The organism is Duncaniella freteri (genome assembly GCF_004766125.1).
In the GTDB taxonomy this organism is placed as follows: domain Bacteria; phylum Bacteroidota; class Bacteroidia; order Bacteroidales; family Muribaculaceae; genus Duncaniella; species Duncaniella freteri.
This window is the reverse complement of the sequence record NZ_SJSA01000005.1, coordinates 1-15,670: the sequence shown is the minus strand read 5'-3', so window position 1 is coordinate 15,670 and position 15,670 is coordinate 1. Positions and strand designations below refer to the sequence as shown.

Here is a 15,670-nt window from a genome sequence, read left to right as displayed (position 1 = left end):
GCTTGCTCCGGCTATGCCGAGCGCAGCCGACAAAGCATTGGAACAATGAATGAGCGGCGAAATAATAACAATCATAGTATCGGCGCTTGTTGCGGCGGTATCTGGTCCCGTAGGGGCATGGGTTGGCCGCAAACTGGAGCGCACTAAATACCGCATTGAACTTAAGACGCTGAGGGCTGAAATGAATAATAAGCTCGCAGAGGTCAAAAGCAATGAGCTTGAAAACGTGCGAAAGGCTGCGGACATACTGATGGAAAGTATTGTGCCGCCGCTCAAAGCCGAAATAACTAACTTACGCAAAGATGTGCAAAGACTCAACAACGCACTGGAGCGCATTTGGGGCTGTCGTCATATTGATAGCTGCCCTGTCAAATTCGAGCTGCTGCTCACACCGAAAGGTCGCGGAGCACACCAGGACGGAAACAACGGAGCATGTGACGACGAGCGCCAAAGGTTGCGAGGTGCACACCCAACACCAAGAGGCGACCCTGACGAGGGAGACCCAAACCCGGGGGCTGACGGTTACGGAGATTGAGGTCTACGACACTGAAAAGCAACCCGACCCGGACACCGGACAAAGACCGTTAAAAGCCAAGATCCGGCAGACCCACGGCGAGGAGCAGCAGAGTAATGAGGCGGCAGATATTACCGCCGAGGAGAAAGCCGAGACCGAAACCGAAGCGGTGCAGACCATTGACGGCGGCACGCTTGACGAAGTGACGGTAACAGCTACCAAAGCCCCGAGCCTGTGGGAACGGTTGAAAGTCGCCACCCTGATATTGGCTGCAGTTCTGATCCTGTCAGTAGCAGGGTGGAAAATATATAATCTAAAACGTAAAAAGATATGAGCAACGAAACAAAAGAAAAGACCACAGCCGAAATCGCAGCGGAAAATCTGGCAACGATTAATGAAGCCGGCGCCGTCACTGCGGAGGAGATGGCACACGTCGCGGCAACCTTAGAGACAGCTTCGGCGAAAAAGTCAGGCAAAGGCAAGAACCAGCCCGAGCCGGAACTGGTCGCAAAACTGAAAGCAGCCCGCGCCAAAGCAAAGGCGGAAACTGACGCCCTTACTGCTGTGGGTAAAGCAGCGTGCCGGCGTCACAGTCTCCCGGCAGTATGGGTGACAGCCGACGGCCAGTGTTTCAAACAGGAAACTGACGCCCGAAACCACGGCAAAAGTCTGGGATTTTCGGCAGTACCCTTAAAAGTGGAAGCGTAATGGCAACAAGTCTGAATATACAGAGACAGAACGGCAATGTCCCCAAGTCTCTGCCCGGTGAGGACCATATAACCGGTTTTGTGGTCTATCTTCCGGCGGCAGATATTCCGGCCGCGTTCAAAACCGACCACGTGCAGCCACTCAGCACCATTGACGCGGCGGAGGCTGCGGGTATTAAGGAGGATGCAGCAAGCTGGGGCGTGCGTGTGCTTCACTATCAGCTCAGCGAACTTTACCGAATTAACCCGGCTGTAAGCCTGTATGTGGCGATCTTCGAGAAGCCGCAGGGTGAGTCCCAGACATTCGCCGAGCTTAAGACAGTGCAGAACTTTGCGGCCGGCCGTATCCGTCAGATCGGCGTATGGTGTGGCGACCGCACCCTTAGCGGTGACGACCTCACGGCCCTGCAGGGTGTCGCGGACGCACTTGCCGGGGAGGAGGCGGAACTGTCTGTCGTGTACGCCCCGAAAGTGGGCACGCTCAACACAATGCCGGTTAACCTTGCGGGTGAGAATAAAAGCCGCGTCAGCGTGGTGATAGGTCAGGCAGGAAGCGGCAAAGGAGCAGACCTGTTTAACGACAAGACCAACACCGGGAAAGCAAGCGTCAGCGGTCTGGGTGTCGTTATGGGCTTGCTTAGCAGCGCAAAGGTTCACCAGTGTATTGCATGGATCAAAGAGTTCCCCACCGGTGTAAGTCTCCCGGCTTTCGGTGACGGTACACTGTTGCGCGATGTGGATAAAGCATTGCTCGAGACACTTGACACGGCGCGTTATCTGTTCTTTATCACTCATACCGGGCAAGCCGGAAGCTATATGAATGACAGCCACACAATGGACTCCGCAATCAGCGACTACGCAGCCATTGAGAGCGTGCGAACTATGGATAAGGCTGTGCGCGGCATACGCACATACGTAAAGCCGGAACTCGGCGGCAACGTATATGTTGACGCTTCCACCGGACAGTTGGCAAGCTATACCGTGGCGCATTTGGAAACTGTGGCAAACCAAGCCCTCGAGGCTATGGAACGAGCCGGGGAACTTAGCGGCTACAAAGTTGAGATAGACCCGGAGCAGGATGTCGCAAGCACCAGCCTGGTAGAGTTCGTAATCAAGAATGTTGCAGTCCCGGTTATGCGACATGTGAGAATTAAAATCGGGTTCGCTAAATCCGTATAACCTAAACACAAAAGGCAAAAGCAATGAACGTAAGCATTAAAAACGGCGTGCCTATGGTTAACGGCATGTTAGTTGCGTGGGCTGATATTGTCGTACTTGTCGGCGGTGTGCCTGTTACCGGCATTACAGGTGTGGAGTATGGCGATGAGCAGGAAATCGTTAACAAGTGGGGCGCAGGGCGTCACCCGGTGGGACGTGCAAAAGGACGTATAACCCCCTCCGCTAAAATTACCCTCTACCACGAGGAAGTTGTGGCGCTTCAATCCCAGAGCGTGAACGGACGACTGCAAGACCTCCCACCCATTGAAATACAGGTGAGTTATTTGCCTGAAAATGGGGTCGTGGTAACTGACAAGATCCGCAACTGCCATATTTCAAGCAATACTCGCAAGTGGAAAGAGGGAGACACCGGGCAGGAGGTAGAACTTCCGCTCGTTCCCTCACATATCGAATGGGGCAAAGCTGCATAATCCCCATTTCGCACCCTTTTAAGGCCGTTAAGGGCTGACCCCCTTAACGGTCACTAATAATCAAACTTAAACAGTTATTCTCTGCTTAGGCAGAGCGATTTAAAATCGATTAAAAAACCATTTAACCCCCGATTAAAAAGCATGGAAAAGGTTAACAACACCCCTAAAGTATTTAACGGCGATTTGACCGAAGCACAGGTTGACGCTTTCAAGGCTCAGCACCGCAAAAGTTTCGCAGTTGAAATTCAGGACGGCGACGAGGTGCATATCGGCTATTTCAAGCGTCCCACTCTGGAGACTCTCAAGGCTGTAACCAAGGTTGCAAAAAGCGACGAAGTGGAAGCCGGTAAAGTGATGTTCGACAACTGCTGGCTGGGCGGTAGTAAGGAACTGCGCACCGATGCGCTGCTCTTCATGGCTGTTCAAAAGAAGTTGGGTGAAGTGCTCAACGGCTTCCAGGGTCTAATAAAAAACTTGTAGAGGCGCACACACTGGCGGAGTCTGACGAGGAGGACGGCTTCGCCAAGGGGTGCGCCCTGATCCGGGCTAACCTGCACATTGATATTGAAAAGATTGAGACGGAGGAGGAATGGGCGCGGCTCTACTGCGAGGCACTATGGCTGGAGCGATGGAGGAACCGGAACCGGGCAGAACTTATCGCGTCATTGTTCGGAGAGAAGCCCTAAAGCCAGGGCAGCGAGCCAGGGCCGTCGCCCTTAACCATGCTCCGAAACCCGCGCCACAGCCAGATGAACAAGCCGATAAAGCCAAGGACTACGAAGAGTTTCCACAGCAGGGCCAAAACTGATATGATTATTTTGGTAAACATGGTCTTGTTACTTTGGTAAGGTGCTACAAATATAGCGAATAAAAACGACATGGCAAGCGTATTTGACTACATTTTTAGGATAGGCGGCAATTTTGTGGCGCAGATAAGCGGCATGAGCGCAGCGGCCGGCGAATTTTCCGCAAGGGCGGAGGTCGCCGAAAGTCGCGGGCGCAGTTTTGCTGCGTCGCTTGCCACGTTCTCATACGCTACGGACATGGCGCGGAACCTAAGCGAGGCAATAGGCGGTCTGAGCAGTGCGGGCATAAAGCTGGACAGCCAGATGCACGATTTAAGCGCTGTTGCTGGCGTTACGGGCGAGGGTCTGAAACAGATCGAGACATTCGCGCGGCAGAGCGCAAAGGCGTTCGGCACTGACGCCGCCGTGGCGGTTGAGGGTTACAAACTGCTGCTCTCGCAGCTGACGCCGGAGCTGGGCAAATACCCGGACGCGCTCAGGGAGATGGGCGACTGCATACAGACGACCAGCAAGCTGATGGGCGGGGACGGCGTGGCGGCGGCTCAGGTGCTTACCACGGCGATGAACCAGTACGGGGTGAGCATGGAGGACCCGACGGCGGCAGCCGGGGAAATGGCGCGCATGATGAACGTAATGGCGGCAGCCGGACAGGCAGGATCGGCGGAACTTCCGGCGATAAGCGCGGCGCTCCAGCAGTGCGGTATGGCTGCCAAGGCTGCAAATGTGAGCTTCGAGGAAACAAACGCCGCAATCCAGGTACTTGACAAGGCGGGCAAAAAAGCCAGCGAGGGAGGTGTCGCATTGCGAAACGTTCTGGGCCAGCTCAGCAAAGGCCGCTTCGTCGAGAAGCAGGCACGGGAGGAGCTTGAAAAGGCCGGCATTGATGTTGTGGCTCTGGGCGACAACTCCAAGAGCCTTAAAGAGCGCCTCGAGATGCTGAAACCGATGCTTAACGACTCCGCGCTGTTGTCAAAATTCTTTGGTGTGGAAAATGCCAACGCCGCCCGTGCCCTTATACAAGGCACCGAAAGCCTGCAAGACTTCACGACCGCCGTAACTGGAACCAACAGCGCGACCGAGCAGGCCGCTATTGTCATGGACAGCTATGCCGAGCGACAGGCACGAGTAAACCAACAATTTGAGGACTTCAAAATTACCATATTCCAAGCCACCGGCGATTTTTCGTTATGGTGCGGTGTCCTGACTTCTGCACTTGTGCCGATTGCTCAACTTGCCCCATTACTTACAGCAGGCTGGAGACTAATGCTGTTAATTAAAAATCTCAAATGGGCAAGTATGTGGAGCAGTGTTGTGGGTTGGGTTCGTGCAGCCGGCGTTAACTTCGCGCTGATGAACGGCACACTCTCAACTACCAACATGGTATCACTGGGCTTTATCGGTAATATGGGACGCGCAACAATAGGGTTAATTCGATTTGCCACCGTAGGAGTTTTTAACGCTCTGAAAGGTCTGGGCGCACTCATATTGTCACTTGTGACGAGTGGCACAGCGTCCGCCACATTCTCCGGCATTGCTTCAACAGCTTTCGGAACTTTTGCCACTACTGCCTCGGCAGCTTGTCGCGCCGTTTCGGTCGCAATTATGAGCATTCCGATTGTTGGCTGGATAGCTGCGGCCATTGCTGCATTGATAGCGATAGGTGCTTACTTCTGGAACACGTCGGCTAAATTCCGGGCAGTGCTCAAAGGGACATGGGCGGCGTTCAAGGCTTGTTTTACCGGTATCGGCGAACTTGCTAAAAACACTTTTGGAGCAATCGGCGACCTGATAAAAGCAGCGTTCAATTTATCCCCCTCCGGAATAGATGCAGCCCTGAAAAAGTTAAAAGCCGGTTTCAGTGACTACGGCAAACAGGTGGGTCAGGCGTTTAATGAGGCTTACAATGCCGAAATGGCAGAGTCCGCCCAAAAAGAGGGCAAAAAGAGTCCCAAAGGAAACAAGCCAACAACCAACGGAAGCGGTGCGACGGTTCCGGGGGTGACTGTTCCGGAAGTCAACCCCACCGGCAACACTCTGAGCGGTGCGAGTGGAACAGGCGGCAAAGGATCCGGCAGTGACGGAGGCGGAAAAATAAGAAACATAACTGTAAATATTGACAAACTTGTCGAGCGCTTCGAGATACACACCGCGACCGTCGGCGAAAGTACCGAAAAGGTCAAGGCTGTTATTTTGGAGACCCTTATGGGAGCGCTAAACGACACACAATTAGCAATGTCATGAGCCTAATTCCACAACCGAGCTTAGGAGGTAAAAAATTACCTGTCAGCATAGATCTTGCAGCTATGAGCTGGGGGCAGCACATGGCTAAAAAACTTATACGCTTCAAGGAACTGGGCGGAAGTCCTGAGCGTGACGGCATAACCGTGCACGAGATTGGGCAGCCTATCACCGACCCGGAATATTGGGAGGGGCGCTGGGTACTCTGCCCCCTCAGACTGGAGCGAGAAAACGGCGTGGGGCTGACATTTGCCGATGCAGTGGCAGCAGCCAGCCGAGAACATAGGATTATAAGCACGGCTCTGACCGGTAGAGACGGCACGGTGAAAGAGTATATAAACGCCGGCGATTGGGCGGTTAATATCGTGCTGGGCTTGCAATGTGTCGAGGGTGGAGAGATAGCCGATAAATGGCCGACCAATGAGGTGCGGGAAGTTCGCAAGCTGTTGGAAGCAAATGAGGCTCTGAGAGTTCACAGCGAATTTTTAGACGCTTTGAATATCGGGCGGCTTGTGATTAGAAGTTATTCCCTCAGCCAAATGACAGAAGCCAATTATCAGGTAGTTGAAATCAGCGCGGTCAGCGATGAAGATTACGAGATATTCAGCACCGATTATGAGCAACCGAAAAAATAACAACAGCGATGAAAGGCATGTTAATTGACAGTATCACCGGCGACCTGCTGACCGAACACGGCCGCATAGCGATTGGAGACACCGAGGGGCAAACCGCCGAGGCGGTTGTCACCACCATGCGCGGAGACATTAAGGAGCACCCCCTTTTAGGCGGTGAAGCCGGCAGACTTCGCGCCGGTCAGCCCGATGTAATGTGGCCCGGTGAGGTTCGCCAGATGTTACGCGGTTGCGGGGTCGATTGTGAGCGTGTAGTAATGGAGACTGACGGAACTATCAGCATAGAACGATGAGAACGACAGCGAAAGAGAGGCAAACACTGCTTGATATTGCCCTGCAAACGGGCGGACACATTGAAACGGTGCTCGCACTGGCAGAGGCTAACGGTATGAGCATAACCGACCGGCTGGAGGATGGGAGTGTGCTGATAGTTCCGGTACCGGTGGAGGGTGGAGACACCCGAACCGTTGAACTTTACAAGGCGCACAAGGTGGAGCCGGCAACCGAAATAAGCCCGGAAGATATGGCGGCTTGCCCTTACGGCGGTATTGGCTTTATGGGCATTGAAATAGATTTTATCGTGAGTTAAACAGCATTTCTCTGCTTAGGCAGAGCGATTAAAAATCGATTAAACAGCTATTAAATGAGTAGTAAAATGGCACGCAATATTAACGAAATTAAAACAGAGATCGCACGCGAGTTTATGCGCAATGAGTCTGCGGCGGAACTGTACGGGTTTACCCCGGGCTCAGAGTTCGGCGACATATTCGGTGCGGCAAGTGTTGAAAATATTTTGCTTTATGTCTGGGCGGTCTGTGCCTGGAGCGTCGAGCAGCTTGTAAGCAGGCACAAAGCGGAGGTAACGGCGGAACTGGAGGAACTTATAGCCCACCGCCCGAAATGGTACCGCGATAAGGTGCTCCGCTTCATGGCAGGCCACGAGCTTGAACAGGACAGCGACACATACGACACTACCGGAATGACTGAGGGGGATATAGCGGCGGCGTGTGTCGTAAAACATGCGGTCGCTATGGAGAGCAAGGATGCCAGTCTGCTGACAATAAAAGTAGCCGGAGAGAGTGGCGGAGTGCGCAAACCGATAACAGCGGAACAGGAAAAGCAGCTGAAAGCCTATATAAACGAGATTAAGGATGCCGGCGTGCGCACCGCACTTGTGAATATGGAGGCGGATACATTCGACTGTACTGTGGATATCTACTACAATGCTATGCTGGATCCTGCCGTTGTTCAAACCGCATGCCGTGATGTGATCTGCGATTATATTGAGAATTTGCCTTTTAACGGCGAATATACGAATATGGCCCTCGTTGACCGCCTGCAAGAGGTAGAGGGGGTGAAAATAGTGGAGTTGCGGGGTAGCACCGCGCAGGCCGTAAACGAGAGTACAACGACACAGATTAACGCGCGTCTGACCCCCGCAGCGGGCTATTTCAGACCAGGGGCGATAACTGTAAACATGAAAGCGTATGACGAACAAGGCTGACAGAACCTATAATGTAAATATCAAGCGGCTGGCGCTGCTGACATTGCCGACGTGGCTACGGCGCCCGCTTTCCGGGGCTCTGATATATGCCGGGGTCAGCCCGCTGGGGCGTTTGCTCCAGGAGCTGCGCGCATACAGGAGCGCAACAAGTTACCGGCTGAGACATAACGGGCAGGTGTGCAAGCTGTGCGGGGCACTTAATGATGAGTTTGACCCGGGACTGCGCCGCATAGAGATAGAGGACAGCGACAGTGTCGGAAACCGGGAAGCTGCGGCGGTATGGCTTCGCGATATGGACCGGTGGGTGATGGTGCCGCGGCGAGGCGCGGGCGCGGTGAGCATACACCGGGAGGGATTCAACGGCACGAGCGGTTATGACTTCTGGGTGACGGTGCCGGAGGAACTGTGGACGGCCGAGACGGAAACGAGACTACGGGCAATATTGAACATGTATAAACTGGCGGGCAAACGCTACGCTATAAACCATAAATGACAATGGACAAAATATTAGGTAATTTTCTGACACAGGCAAACAAAGATTTTCCTCTGGACTGCGAGACGCTGGACTATCTGCAAAAACTGGTGGCACTTGCAGCCATTGCCGGCAACATAGGAGGCGACCGTGTGGTTCTCTGGGGTTGCGAGCCCAACAGCGAGGGGACCCGCAGGGGGGCTGGCTATGTATTCGTAAGGACCAAGAACGCGCCGGAGGGTGAGGTTCTGCCCTGGGATGGCGGACCGACCACAAGCGGCATGTATGTGAAACAAGAAGCAATCCCGGTAAGTGCCAATAATACGGACTACCCGAAAGCCTACACGCGCCGGAGTCTTGCGCCCGGCATAGGAGAGGAAAACTACACCTGGGAGAGCTTCACAGACATTAAGAGCATAAAGGGACTGATGGACGAGAACCGGTCGCTCCGCAATGAGCTGGCGACCGTTCAGCCGGCACCGTTGGGGATAGTCCAGATGTGGGCCGGTTCCCGGGTGCCACAAGGCTATGTGCTATGTGACGGACAGCCATTAAGGAAGTCCGATCATCCGGAGCTGTTCAATGCCATTGGCTCGACATTCAACACTGCGGTAAACGCGAACGGCGTAAGGTACACGACCCAGGATGGTTATTTCAGGGTACCTGACCTGAGGGGACGTTTCGTTGTCGGTCTCCATGACAGTGACCGGGACTATGAGAGCCCGGGACCGGCGGCGGACTGAAGAAAGTGACGCTCACGGAGGAGACAATACCCCGTCACAGCCATGAGGAGATGCTGTGGAAAGGGGGAAGCGGAGACTGGAAAGGGCACGGCAGCAATTCCTGGCCTAATGCCACAACAATATTCGAGTGTTCACCTCATGGGATAAACACACTGGACTATGGCAAGGGTGAAGCTCACGAGAACCGCCCCCCATATTATGTGCTGGCATACATAATGCGCGTTAAGTAGACATAAATAAATACCCGAGATTATGGCAATAAGGACAATAGCACAGCTAAAAGCGTGGTTCCGTCGTGGGAAGTACCCGACGGAGGAGCAGTTCGCCGACTGGCTCGATAGCTACGTGCACAAGGAGGAAAGCATTATCCCCGTAATACAGGTGGAGGGGCTAGCGGAGCAGCTCAACAGCAAGTATGTCGCTTCGGAAGGGCATGAGCTGGAACGGCAACACATTGAACTAAAGGGAGATTATGAGACGCACAAGAAGACATCGGATGAGCGTTTTGACAATATATCCGGGTGTATCGAGGATCTGGAGACCGAGAATGAGAGGCAACAAACGGAGATTGATTCACTGAATGCCGAAGTTGAGGTCATCCATACGAAGGACTCGTCACAGGACAAAGAGATCTCAGCACTGCATGATACGGACAGGGACCAGCAGATGAGCATTGACTCGCTCGATGGAAGGGCAGACACTTTGGAGCTGGGTATACGTATGCATGTCTCGGACACCGATAATCCACACCGTGTCAACAAATCGCAAGTCGGGCTCGGCAATGTCCCGAATGTTGCGACAAATGACCAGACCCCACCTACACGATGGCACCGTCTCTGACAGACCTGTCAAGCGGAGAGAAGCTGTCATCTGCTTTCGGTAAACTCATGAAGGCGGTGTCATCGCTAATCTCACATATCAGCAGCAGGGACAATCCGCATCAGGTGACTGCCACACAGGTAGGAGCATCGCCATCTGGACATAACCATGACTCCACCTACCAGCCTAAAGGTAATTACGCGCCGGCAACACACACGCATACGGCGGCACAGGTGAATGAGGACGCGTCACACAGGTTTGTGACGGATGCCGAGAAGTCTGCATGGAACAGTAAGGCAGGTGGCAGCCACAACCATGACTCCACCTATCAGCCTAAAGGCAATTACGCGCCGGCAACGCACACGCATACGGCAGCACAGGTGACTGGGGACGCGTCACACAGGTTTGTGACGGATGCCGAGAAGTCTACATGGAACAGCAAGGCTGATGGCAGCCACAACCATGATTCCACCTATCAGCCTAAAGGTAATTACGCGCCGGCAACGCACACGCATACGGCAGCACAGGTGACTGGGGACGCGTCACACAGGTTTGTGACGGATGCCGAGAAGTCTACATGGAACAGCAAGGCTGATGGCAGCCACAACCATGATTCTGTCTATCAGCCTAAGGGGGACTATCTGCTCTCATCCCAGCTCCAGGACCTCAAAGGAGACAAGGGTGATAAAGGAGACAAGGGGGCTGTGTTCACACCTGTGGTGGACTCGTCCGGCAATCTGACATGGAGCAACAACGGCGGGCTCACAAACCCCGCGGCTGTTAATATAAGGGGCCCAAAGGTAGTGACGCCACAGTGACAAAGGCGGCAATTGAGGCGGTCCTGACGGGAGTGATAAACAGCCATAAACACGAGGCTCTATCAAAACAGCTTGTTGAAAACGGCTATTACAGATTTCATGACGGATTTTTAATACAGTGGGGGCACCCGTCTGATAATCAGGATACCTATGGTGTACAGACCATATATTTCCCACACTCATTTGTCGACACCTCTTATTCAATACTGACCACTGCTGACAGTTCATATCAGACATATTATGTCGGCAGAACCATATGCAACAAATCAGCAGGCAGTTTTAAAGTGTCAGCCAACCAAAAAAACAAGGAAAGGTTCTTTTGGATAGCTGTCGGCAAAGGTTAATAACAGACATATTACAAAAAATAGTTACAAAAAATGGAAGGCGACAATATGTATTGGAGGGATGGCTTCTATAGCAAACCGGTTGATGGAGGTGTAGAGATCTCCATGGAGTATTACAAAGAATTGTTGGAAGGGCAGGATGGAGGGCTGTTAATTTTGGAGGATGAGACAGGGATCCCTGTCCTCAGGATGTATGAGCCGTCTATCGAAGAACTCAGGATTATCAAACTCCAAGAGCTGGAGGAGTACGACCGCTCTTCGGCTGTAAACACGATCAGCATCGGAGGTGTCTCCGGATGGCTTGACAAGGCTACGCGTGTGGGGCTGATGAACTCCATATCGGTGGAGCAGGCAAGCGGCAGGACAGAGACGAGCATATGGCTCGGCGATCATCGTTTTATCATGCCGATTACAGAGGCTGTAGGAATCCTGAGACAGATTGAGATCTATACTGTAGACTGCAACAATGCCACACGTGAGCATGCAGCAGCGATAAGGGGGCTCCGGTCCAAGGAGGATATAGAGGCGTACGATTTCAAGACCGGCTATCCTGATAGGCCATGTTTCACTGTATGAAAACTTAATATGGTCAAACAGATTTTGTAAATGGATAGGATCTACAAATGCGCGCCGCTTCCCTTCATGGGGCAGAAGCGCTATTTCCTCCGGACCTTTATCGAGGTGCTGGAGCAGGCAGTAGGTGAGATTGATACGGTGGTGGACCTTTTCGGCGGCTCCGGGCTGCTGTCGCACACGGCAAAAAGGGTGCTCCCGGGGTGCCGGGTGGTGTACAACGACTTCGACCGCTATGTCGACAGACTGGCGGCCGTGGAGCAGACCAATGGAATTTTAAGGGCAATTAAAGAGTGTTTAACTGGTGTTGAACCCAACAAGCGCCTCTCAGACCGGCAGTGCGCCGACGTCCTGGATATAGTGCACGACTATGAGAAACAAAATGGCTATGCCGATATTCTTACAATAGGTCGCTCCGTGCTTTTCTCCGGCAAGTGGGCCAAGAGCCTGGACGAACTGCGCAGACACACGATGTATAACCGCGTCCACAGCGGTGACTACCGCACTGACGGCTATCTGGACGGACTGGAAGTCGTGCATCTTGATTACCAGGATCTGTTTGACCTGCACCGTGACAATCCACGTGTGTTGTTCCTCATGGACCCGCCGTATCTTACGACAGAGTGCGGAATGTATGAGAATTATTGGAAGCTGACCGACTATCTGAACGTGTTGCGGCTGCTTAAAGGTACGAAATACGTTTATTTCACAAGCGACAAGTCGCAGATTGTCGAGCTCTGCCAGTGGCTCGCTGATGAGTACCGGGAAGCGGCACCAATGTGGGGCGCGGAAATACGCCAGCGCACAAACACGCTGAACTATCAAGCTAAATTTAACGATATGATGATAACGCGACTCTGACTCGCCTACAAAGCGGAGGCATAGAAAAAGCCCCGGCTTAGTTTGCAGTATCCTACCACATACAAACACAATGCACCGAAGCACATAAGCCGGGGGCTAAAAGCCTTTGACTCGTGCTTCGGTGCTTCTGCTGATATGTGGTAGGAGTTGCAAAATTACGAAAAAAATGCTGAATGACAGTGTACGAAGCATTAAAATTATGCGGTGGAGTAATTGAAAAGCTGGAGGACGCCGGAGCAAAGCCGAGCGATCACAAATATGTAAGACTGTTTGAGGACTACCAGAATGCGCGGAAACGAGGCGAAAAGGTCAGTTATATTGTCGCAATCTTGGCCGAGCGTTACAACGTCAGCGAGCGCAATATTTATGACATAGTGAAGCGTCTGGGGGCGACTGCAAAAGCGTTTCACTACGAACGGCCGAAGATATGCCACAGAACTCACAGAAATGGACTATATTCGCATTGAATGACACCAAACAAGTATTACGCCATGCTCGGCAAGATATTGCAGCACGGCAAACGACAGAGCAATAAAAAAGGTGACATAATGTATTTGCTCAATGAGCAGCTGCATTTAACGCCTTGTGACCTGCTGGAGATTTTCGAGGGACACAACATCGCGCGCAAGAAGCTGCGCAATGAATTAACCCTGTTTATGGCTGGATAAAGAGACCTGACCAAGTACAGAGAAGCCGGGATAAACTGGTGGGATTATTGCGGGCAAATCCTCATTAACAGTTATCCGACCTATTTTGAGAAACTGCCGGCTTTGATTGAGCAAATCAACTGGGAAAAACGGAGCAGCAAAAACTATGTGCTGTTCCTAGGAGCAACAGGAGCGGAAACCAACCAAGCTCCTTGCTTAAGCCTCATTCAATTCCAGCTCGATGATGGAGAACTCGTTTTGTCAGCCTATCAGAGAAGCAGTGACGCAAACTTAGGTTTGCCAGCTGACATTTACCATTTATATTTGATAGCGCGACAAATCGAAGCGCCGTTAAAGTCTATAACGCTGAATCTGGGAAATGTTCACATTTATGCCAACAACATAGAAAGAACGCGCGAACTCTTGGCCGGAAATGAAACTGCAAGGTTTGATCTGAACGTGTGAAAGCAAGTGCAAACGAGATCAATTTAACTACTTCAAAGTTACAAAAATCTGCTGACTTGACCAAATAAAAGGCATGAAAATAACGCTGATTTTAAGCCAATTTCAAAGGCTTTTAATCAGCGTTTAATTGGTGTTTAAGCGGTCGAATGAGTCAGAGAAAAAAGGAAGCGAAAAAAGAGAAGTTTTGCTCGTTTCGTTTTAGAAAGTTGCACGTTTCGTTTTGGCGATTATAAGAGCACGCAAGATTCCTCCTTGGAAAGCTCATGCATACGCGACACCGATTTCAGGCGCGAGGCTGTACGTCTCATCGGAGAGCGTGAGGCTGTCAGACTGACAATGGAAGAAGGCTACCCATTGTGGGACGAGGATCGTGCATTCATCCTAGCTATATTTGAAGATACCAAAGGTTAGACCCAAGAGAGGGCAATCCTCCGGCAAGAGAGCCGGTTAAAGCCGAAAGGCACAACACTACCCCCCGGCGTCGCCAAATGCGGCGGGGTATTCGGAAGGATAGTTCAGTTGGCAGAACAAACGGCGGTAACCAATCCGACTGTATCGTCCTCGGTTCGAGTCCGAGTCCTTCCACAAATTTCAGAAAAACTATGAAACGATATTCAGAGGAGAGAACCGAAGCCGCAGTCAGGCTGCTCATTGAGAACTTGACTCAGAACCTCAACCACTCAGGGATTATCCTCGATGAGTTCGAGGCGACCCATAACGACCGGAGTGCGATGAATCCAAGCAGTACGCCCGCCCTTGTTGCCGGGCACTTCGCTCTGAAAGATGCCGTTGACAAGATTAATAACGAACTAAATAAAAAGTGAGACTATGACTAAGAGATTTTATAGTCAGGAGAAAGAAGCCGAGTATTACAACAGCCTCAGCAAAAAAGGAGAATCATACCCTCAAACGGAAATTCTTTCAGGGGAGATCCGAGCAGAAGAGGTGCGAGACCGTTTGCGATCACTGAGTGAAAGCTACGGTAAGAGCCGAAGTCAACAATCCCCGCTATGCCGTCGATATCTAACTGGAATTGCACAGTTATCGCGGATATTTGCAATGCTGCAAACCGAAGAAGAAGCGCGTCAGGATGGGCGACCCATTTCTTTGCCTCACGCCTCGACGGAGGTAGAGCAATATATTTCAGAATGTCTGAGAGTTTGTTGTCAGGAAGTCTCGGTACCAGTCAAATCCCTTCTCTTTTAAGAGCGTATGGAGTTGTGACACCTCTTCCTGACGGAAAGAACAGCGTATCTTCCGTTTCAGATACATCTGATCTTACAAGATAGTTTTCAAGGCTCATGCTTGCGGTCTTTTTGATATGATGTTTTGATGTCGGCCGGACGTGGCATCCAAGTCCGGTTATTTACTAACAGTCTACAAAGATAGCGATAAAACTCAATAAGCGGAGGAACAATGAAGAAATATTGCAGTTTCCAAGGAAGTGCGGGATAGGATCGCCAAGGTCTTCAAGGTGAGCGACCGCCATGTGTTCAACGCGCTCAACCTCGAATATCCCGAAACGGCTGTCGTCAAGCGTATCCGAATCGCTGCCAGGCAGAACGGAGGGGTGACAATGGCCACCGTACCCGCAGGAGAAGCCATCTTCTTCGCAGACGGCACCATGAGGGCCGACTTCGACAACGGGCTTCTGCGAAATTCTACCCGCGCGGACGGTACAGGACACATCTTCTACAAAGGACAGGAGGTGGCAATCTATGATAATGTAAAGTCCCCATGATCTTTGAAATTAAGGAACAGCAGCAGCCTTGAATATATCATGGTATGAATATTACAACGGCAGACTTTGCATATTCGACCCGCGAGTTATTTCGACGGCGGCATCGTTACGGAATCCAATTATCGAAATTGGACAAA

General features: G+C 51.9%; 24 protein-coding genes and 2 pseudogenes. All 26 read left to right on the top strand.

Annotated elements, in window-relative coordinates:
• Positions 1–49 precede the first annotated feature (49 nt).
• Positions 50–535 carry a hypothetical protein gene (locus EZ315_RS16150; RefSeq protein ID WP_175577975.1) on the top strand — a complete coding sequence of 162 codons (486 nt, stop codon included), beginning with the start codon at positions 50–52 and terminating at the stop codon, positions 533–535.
• Positions 462–848, top strand: a complete 387-nt coding sequence (locus EZ315_RS16145) for a hypothetical protein (RefSeq protein WP_135469439.1) — start codon at positions 462–464, stop codon at positions 846–848. Before EZ315_RS16150 ends, EZ315_RS16145 begins: the two co-directional genes overlap by 74 nt.
• Entirely contained in the window at positions 845–1,222 is a 378-nt protein-coding gene (locus EZ315_RS16140; RefSeq protein WP_135469437.1) for a hypothetical protein, read from the top strand. Before EZ315_RS16145 ends, EZ315_RS16140 begins: the two co-directional genes overlap by 4 nt.
• A complete protein-coding gene (locus EZ315_RS16135; protein WP_135469434.1) occupies positions 1,222–2,400 on the top strand; it encodes a DUF2586 family protein in 1,179 nt (392 codons plus the stop codon). The genes EZ315_RS16140 and EZ315_RS16135 overlap by 1 nt, the downstream gene beginning before the upstream one ends.
• Positions 2,401–2,423: 23 nt before the next feature.
• Positions 2,424–2,870 carry a hypothetical protein gene (locus tag EZ315_RS16130; RefSeq protein WP_135469431.1) on the top strand — a complete coding sequence of 149 codons (447 nt, stop codon included), beginning with the start codon at positions 2,424–2,426 and terminating at the stop codon, positions 2,868–2,870.
• Between the two features lie 141 nt (positions 2,871–3,011).
• Complete coding sequence (locus EZ315_RS16125) at positions 3,012–3,350, top strand: hypothetical protein (RefSeq protein WP_135469428.1); 339 nt, start codon at positions 3,012–3,014, stop codon at positions 3,348–3,350.
• Between the two features lie 398 nt (positions 3,351–3,748).
• A complete protein-coding gene (locus EZ315_RS16120; protein ID WP_135469425.1) occupies positions 3,749–5,917 on the top strand; it encodes a phage tail tape measure protein in 2,169 nt (722 codons plus the stop codon).
• The gene (locus EZ315_RS16115; protein WP_135469422.1) at positions 5,914–6,549 is read left to right on the top strand and encodes a DUF6046 domain-containing protein; all 636 of its coding nucleotides are present in this window, start codon (positions 5,914–5,916) and stop codon (positions 6,547–6,549) included. Before EZ315_RS16120 ends, EZ315_RS16115 begins: the two co-directional genes overlap by 4 nt.
• 8 nt (positions 6,550–6,557) lie before the next feature.
• Positions 6,558–6,839 (top strand): hypothetical protein, encoded by a 282-nt coding sequence (locus EZ315_RS16110; protein ID WP_135469420.1) that lies wholly within the window; start codon positions 6,558–6,560, stop codon positions 6,837–6,839.
• Positions 6,836–7,135, top strand: coding sequence for a LysM peptidoglycan-binding domain-containing protein (locus tag EZ315_RS16105; RefSeq protein WP_135469417.1), 300 nt, complete (start codon positions 6,836–6,838; stop codon positions 7,133–7,135). Before EZ315_RS16110 ends, EZ315_RS16105 begins: the two co-directional genes overlap by 4 nt.
• A gap of 66 nt (positions 7,136–7,201) precedes the next feature.
• On the top strand, positions 7,202–8,050 hold the full coding sequence (locus EZ315_RS16100) for a hypothetical protein (RefSeq protein ID WP_135471863.1): 849 nt from the start codon (positions 7,202–7,204) through the stop codon (positions 8,048–8,050).
• The gene (locus tag EZ315_RS16095) at positions 8,034–8,543 is read left to right on the top strand and encodes a hypothetical protein (protein ID WP_135469414.1); all 510 of its coding nucleotides are present in this window, start codon (positions 8,034–8,036) and stop codon (positions 8,541–8,543) included. The genes EZ315_RS16100 and EZ315_RS16095 overlap by 17 nt, the downstream gene beginning before the upstream one ends.
• Positions 8,544–8,545: 2 nt before the next feature.
• Positions 8,546–9,265 (top strand): tail fiber protein, encoded by a 720-nt coding sequence (locus EZ315_RS16090; protein WP_242452643.1) that lies wholly within the window; start codon positions 8,546–8,548, stop codon positions 9,263–9,265.
• Between the two features lie 5 nt (positions 9,266–9,270).
• Positions 9,271–9,495, top strand: coding sequence for a hypothetical protein (locus EZ315_RS16815; protein ID WP_242452622.1), 225 nt, complete (start codon positions 9,271–9,273; stop codon positions 9,493–9,495).
• A 22-nt stretch (positions 9,496–9,517) separates the two neighbouring features.
• A complete protein-coding gene (locus EZ315_RS16085) occupies positions 9,518–10,105 on the top strand; it encodes a hypothetical protein (RefSeq protein WP_135472947.1) in 588 nt (195 codons plus the stop codon).
• On the top strand, positions 10,090–10,902 hold the full coding sequence (locus EZ315_RS16540) for a hypothetical protein (protein WP_175577985.1): 813 nt from the start codon (positions 10,090–10,092) through the stop codon (positions 10,900–10,902). The genes EZ315_RS16085 and EZ315_RS16540 overlap by 16 nt, the downstream gene beginning before the upstream one ends.
• Complete coding sequence (locus EZ315_RS16075; RefSeq protein WP_135472946.1) at positions 10,899–11,246, top strand: gp53-like domain-containing protein; 348 nt, start codon at positions 10,899–10,901, stop codon at positions 11,244–11,246. Before EZ315_RS16540 ends, EZ315_RS16075 begins: the two co-directional genes overlap by 4 nt.
• 33 nt (positions 11,247–11,279) lie before the next feature.
• On the top strand, positions 11,280–11,822 hold the full coding sequence (locus EZ315_RS16070) for a DUF4376 domain-containing protein (protein WP_242452537.1): 543 nt from the start codon (positions 11,280–11,282) through the stop codon (positions 11,820–11,822).
• 30 nt (positions 11,823–11,852) lie between these two features.
• Positions 11,853–12,680, top strand: coding sequence for a DNA adenine methylase (locus EZ315_RS16065; RefSeq protein WP_135471553.1), 828 nt, complete (start codon positions 11,853–11,855; stop codon positions 12,678–12,680).
• Between the two features lie 173 nt (positions 12,681–12,853).
• The gene (locus tag EZ315_RS16060; protein WP_175577978.1) at positions 12,854–13,147 is read left to right on the top strand and encodes a hypothetical protein; all 294 of its coding nucleotides are present in this window, start codon (positions 12,854–12,856) and stop codon (positions 13,145–13,147) included.
• Positions 13,148–13,792: pseudogene (locus tag EZ315_RS16055) on the top strand (thymidylate synthase).
• A gap of 252 nt (positions 13,793–14,044) precedes the next feature.
• Positions 14,045–14,203, top strand: a complete 159-nt coding sequence (locus tag EZ315_RS16485) for a hypothetical protein (protein ID WP_170957586.1) — start codon at positions 14,045–14,047, stop codon at positions 14,201–14,203.
• Between the two features lie 93 nt (positions 14,204–14,296).
• Positions 14,297–14,377: pseudogene (locus EZ315_RS16050) on the top strand.
• A gap of 17 nt (positions 14,378–14,394) precedes the next feature.
• A complete protein-coding gene (locus EZ315_RS16045) occupies positions 14,395–14,616 on the top strand; it encodes a hypothetical protein (protein WP_135472945.1) in 222 nt (73 codons plus the stop codon).
• Between the two features lie 4 nt (positions 14,617–14,620).
• Entirely contained in the window at positions 14,621–14,998 is a 378-nt protein-coding gene (locus tag EZ315_RS16575) for a hypothetical protein (protein WP_207104627.1), read from the top strand.
• A 238-nt stretch (positions 14,999–15,236) separates the two neighbouring features.
• On the top strand, positions 15,237–15,533 hold the full coding sequence (locus EZ315_RS16040; protein WP_135472944.1) for a hypothetical protein: 297 nt from the start codon (positions 15,237–15,239) through the stop codon (positions 15,531–15,533).
• Positions 15,534–15,670 lie beyond the last annotated feature (137 nt).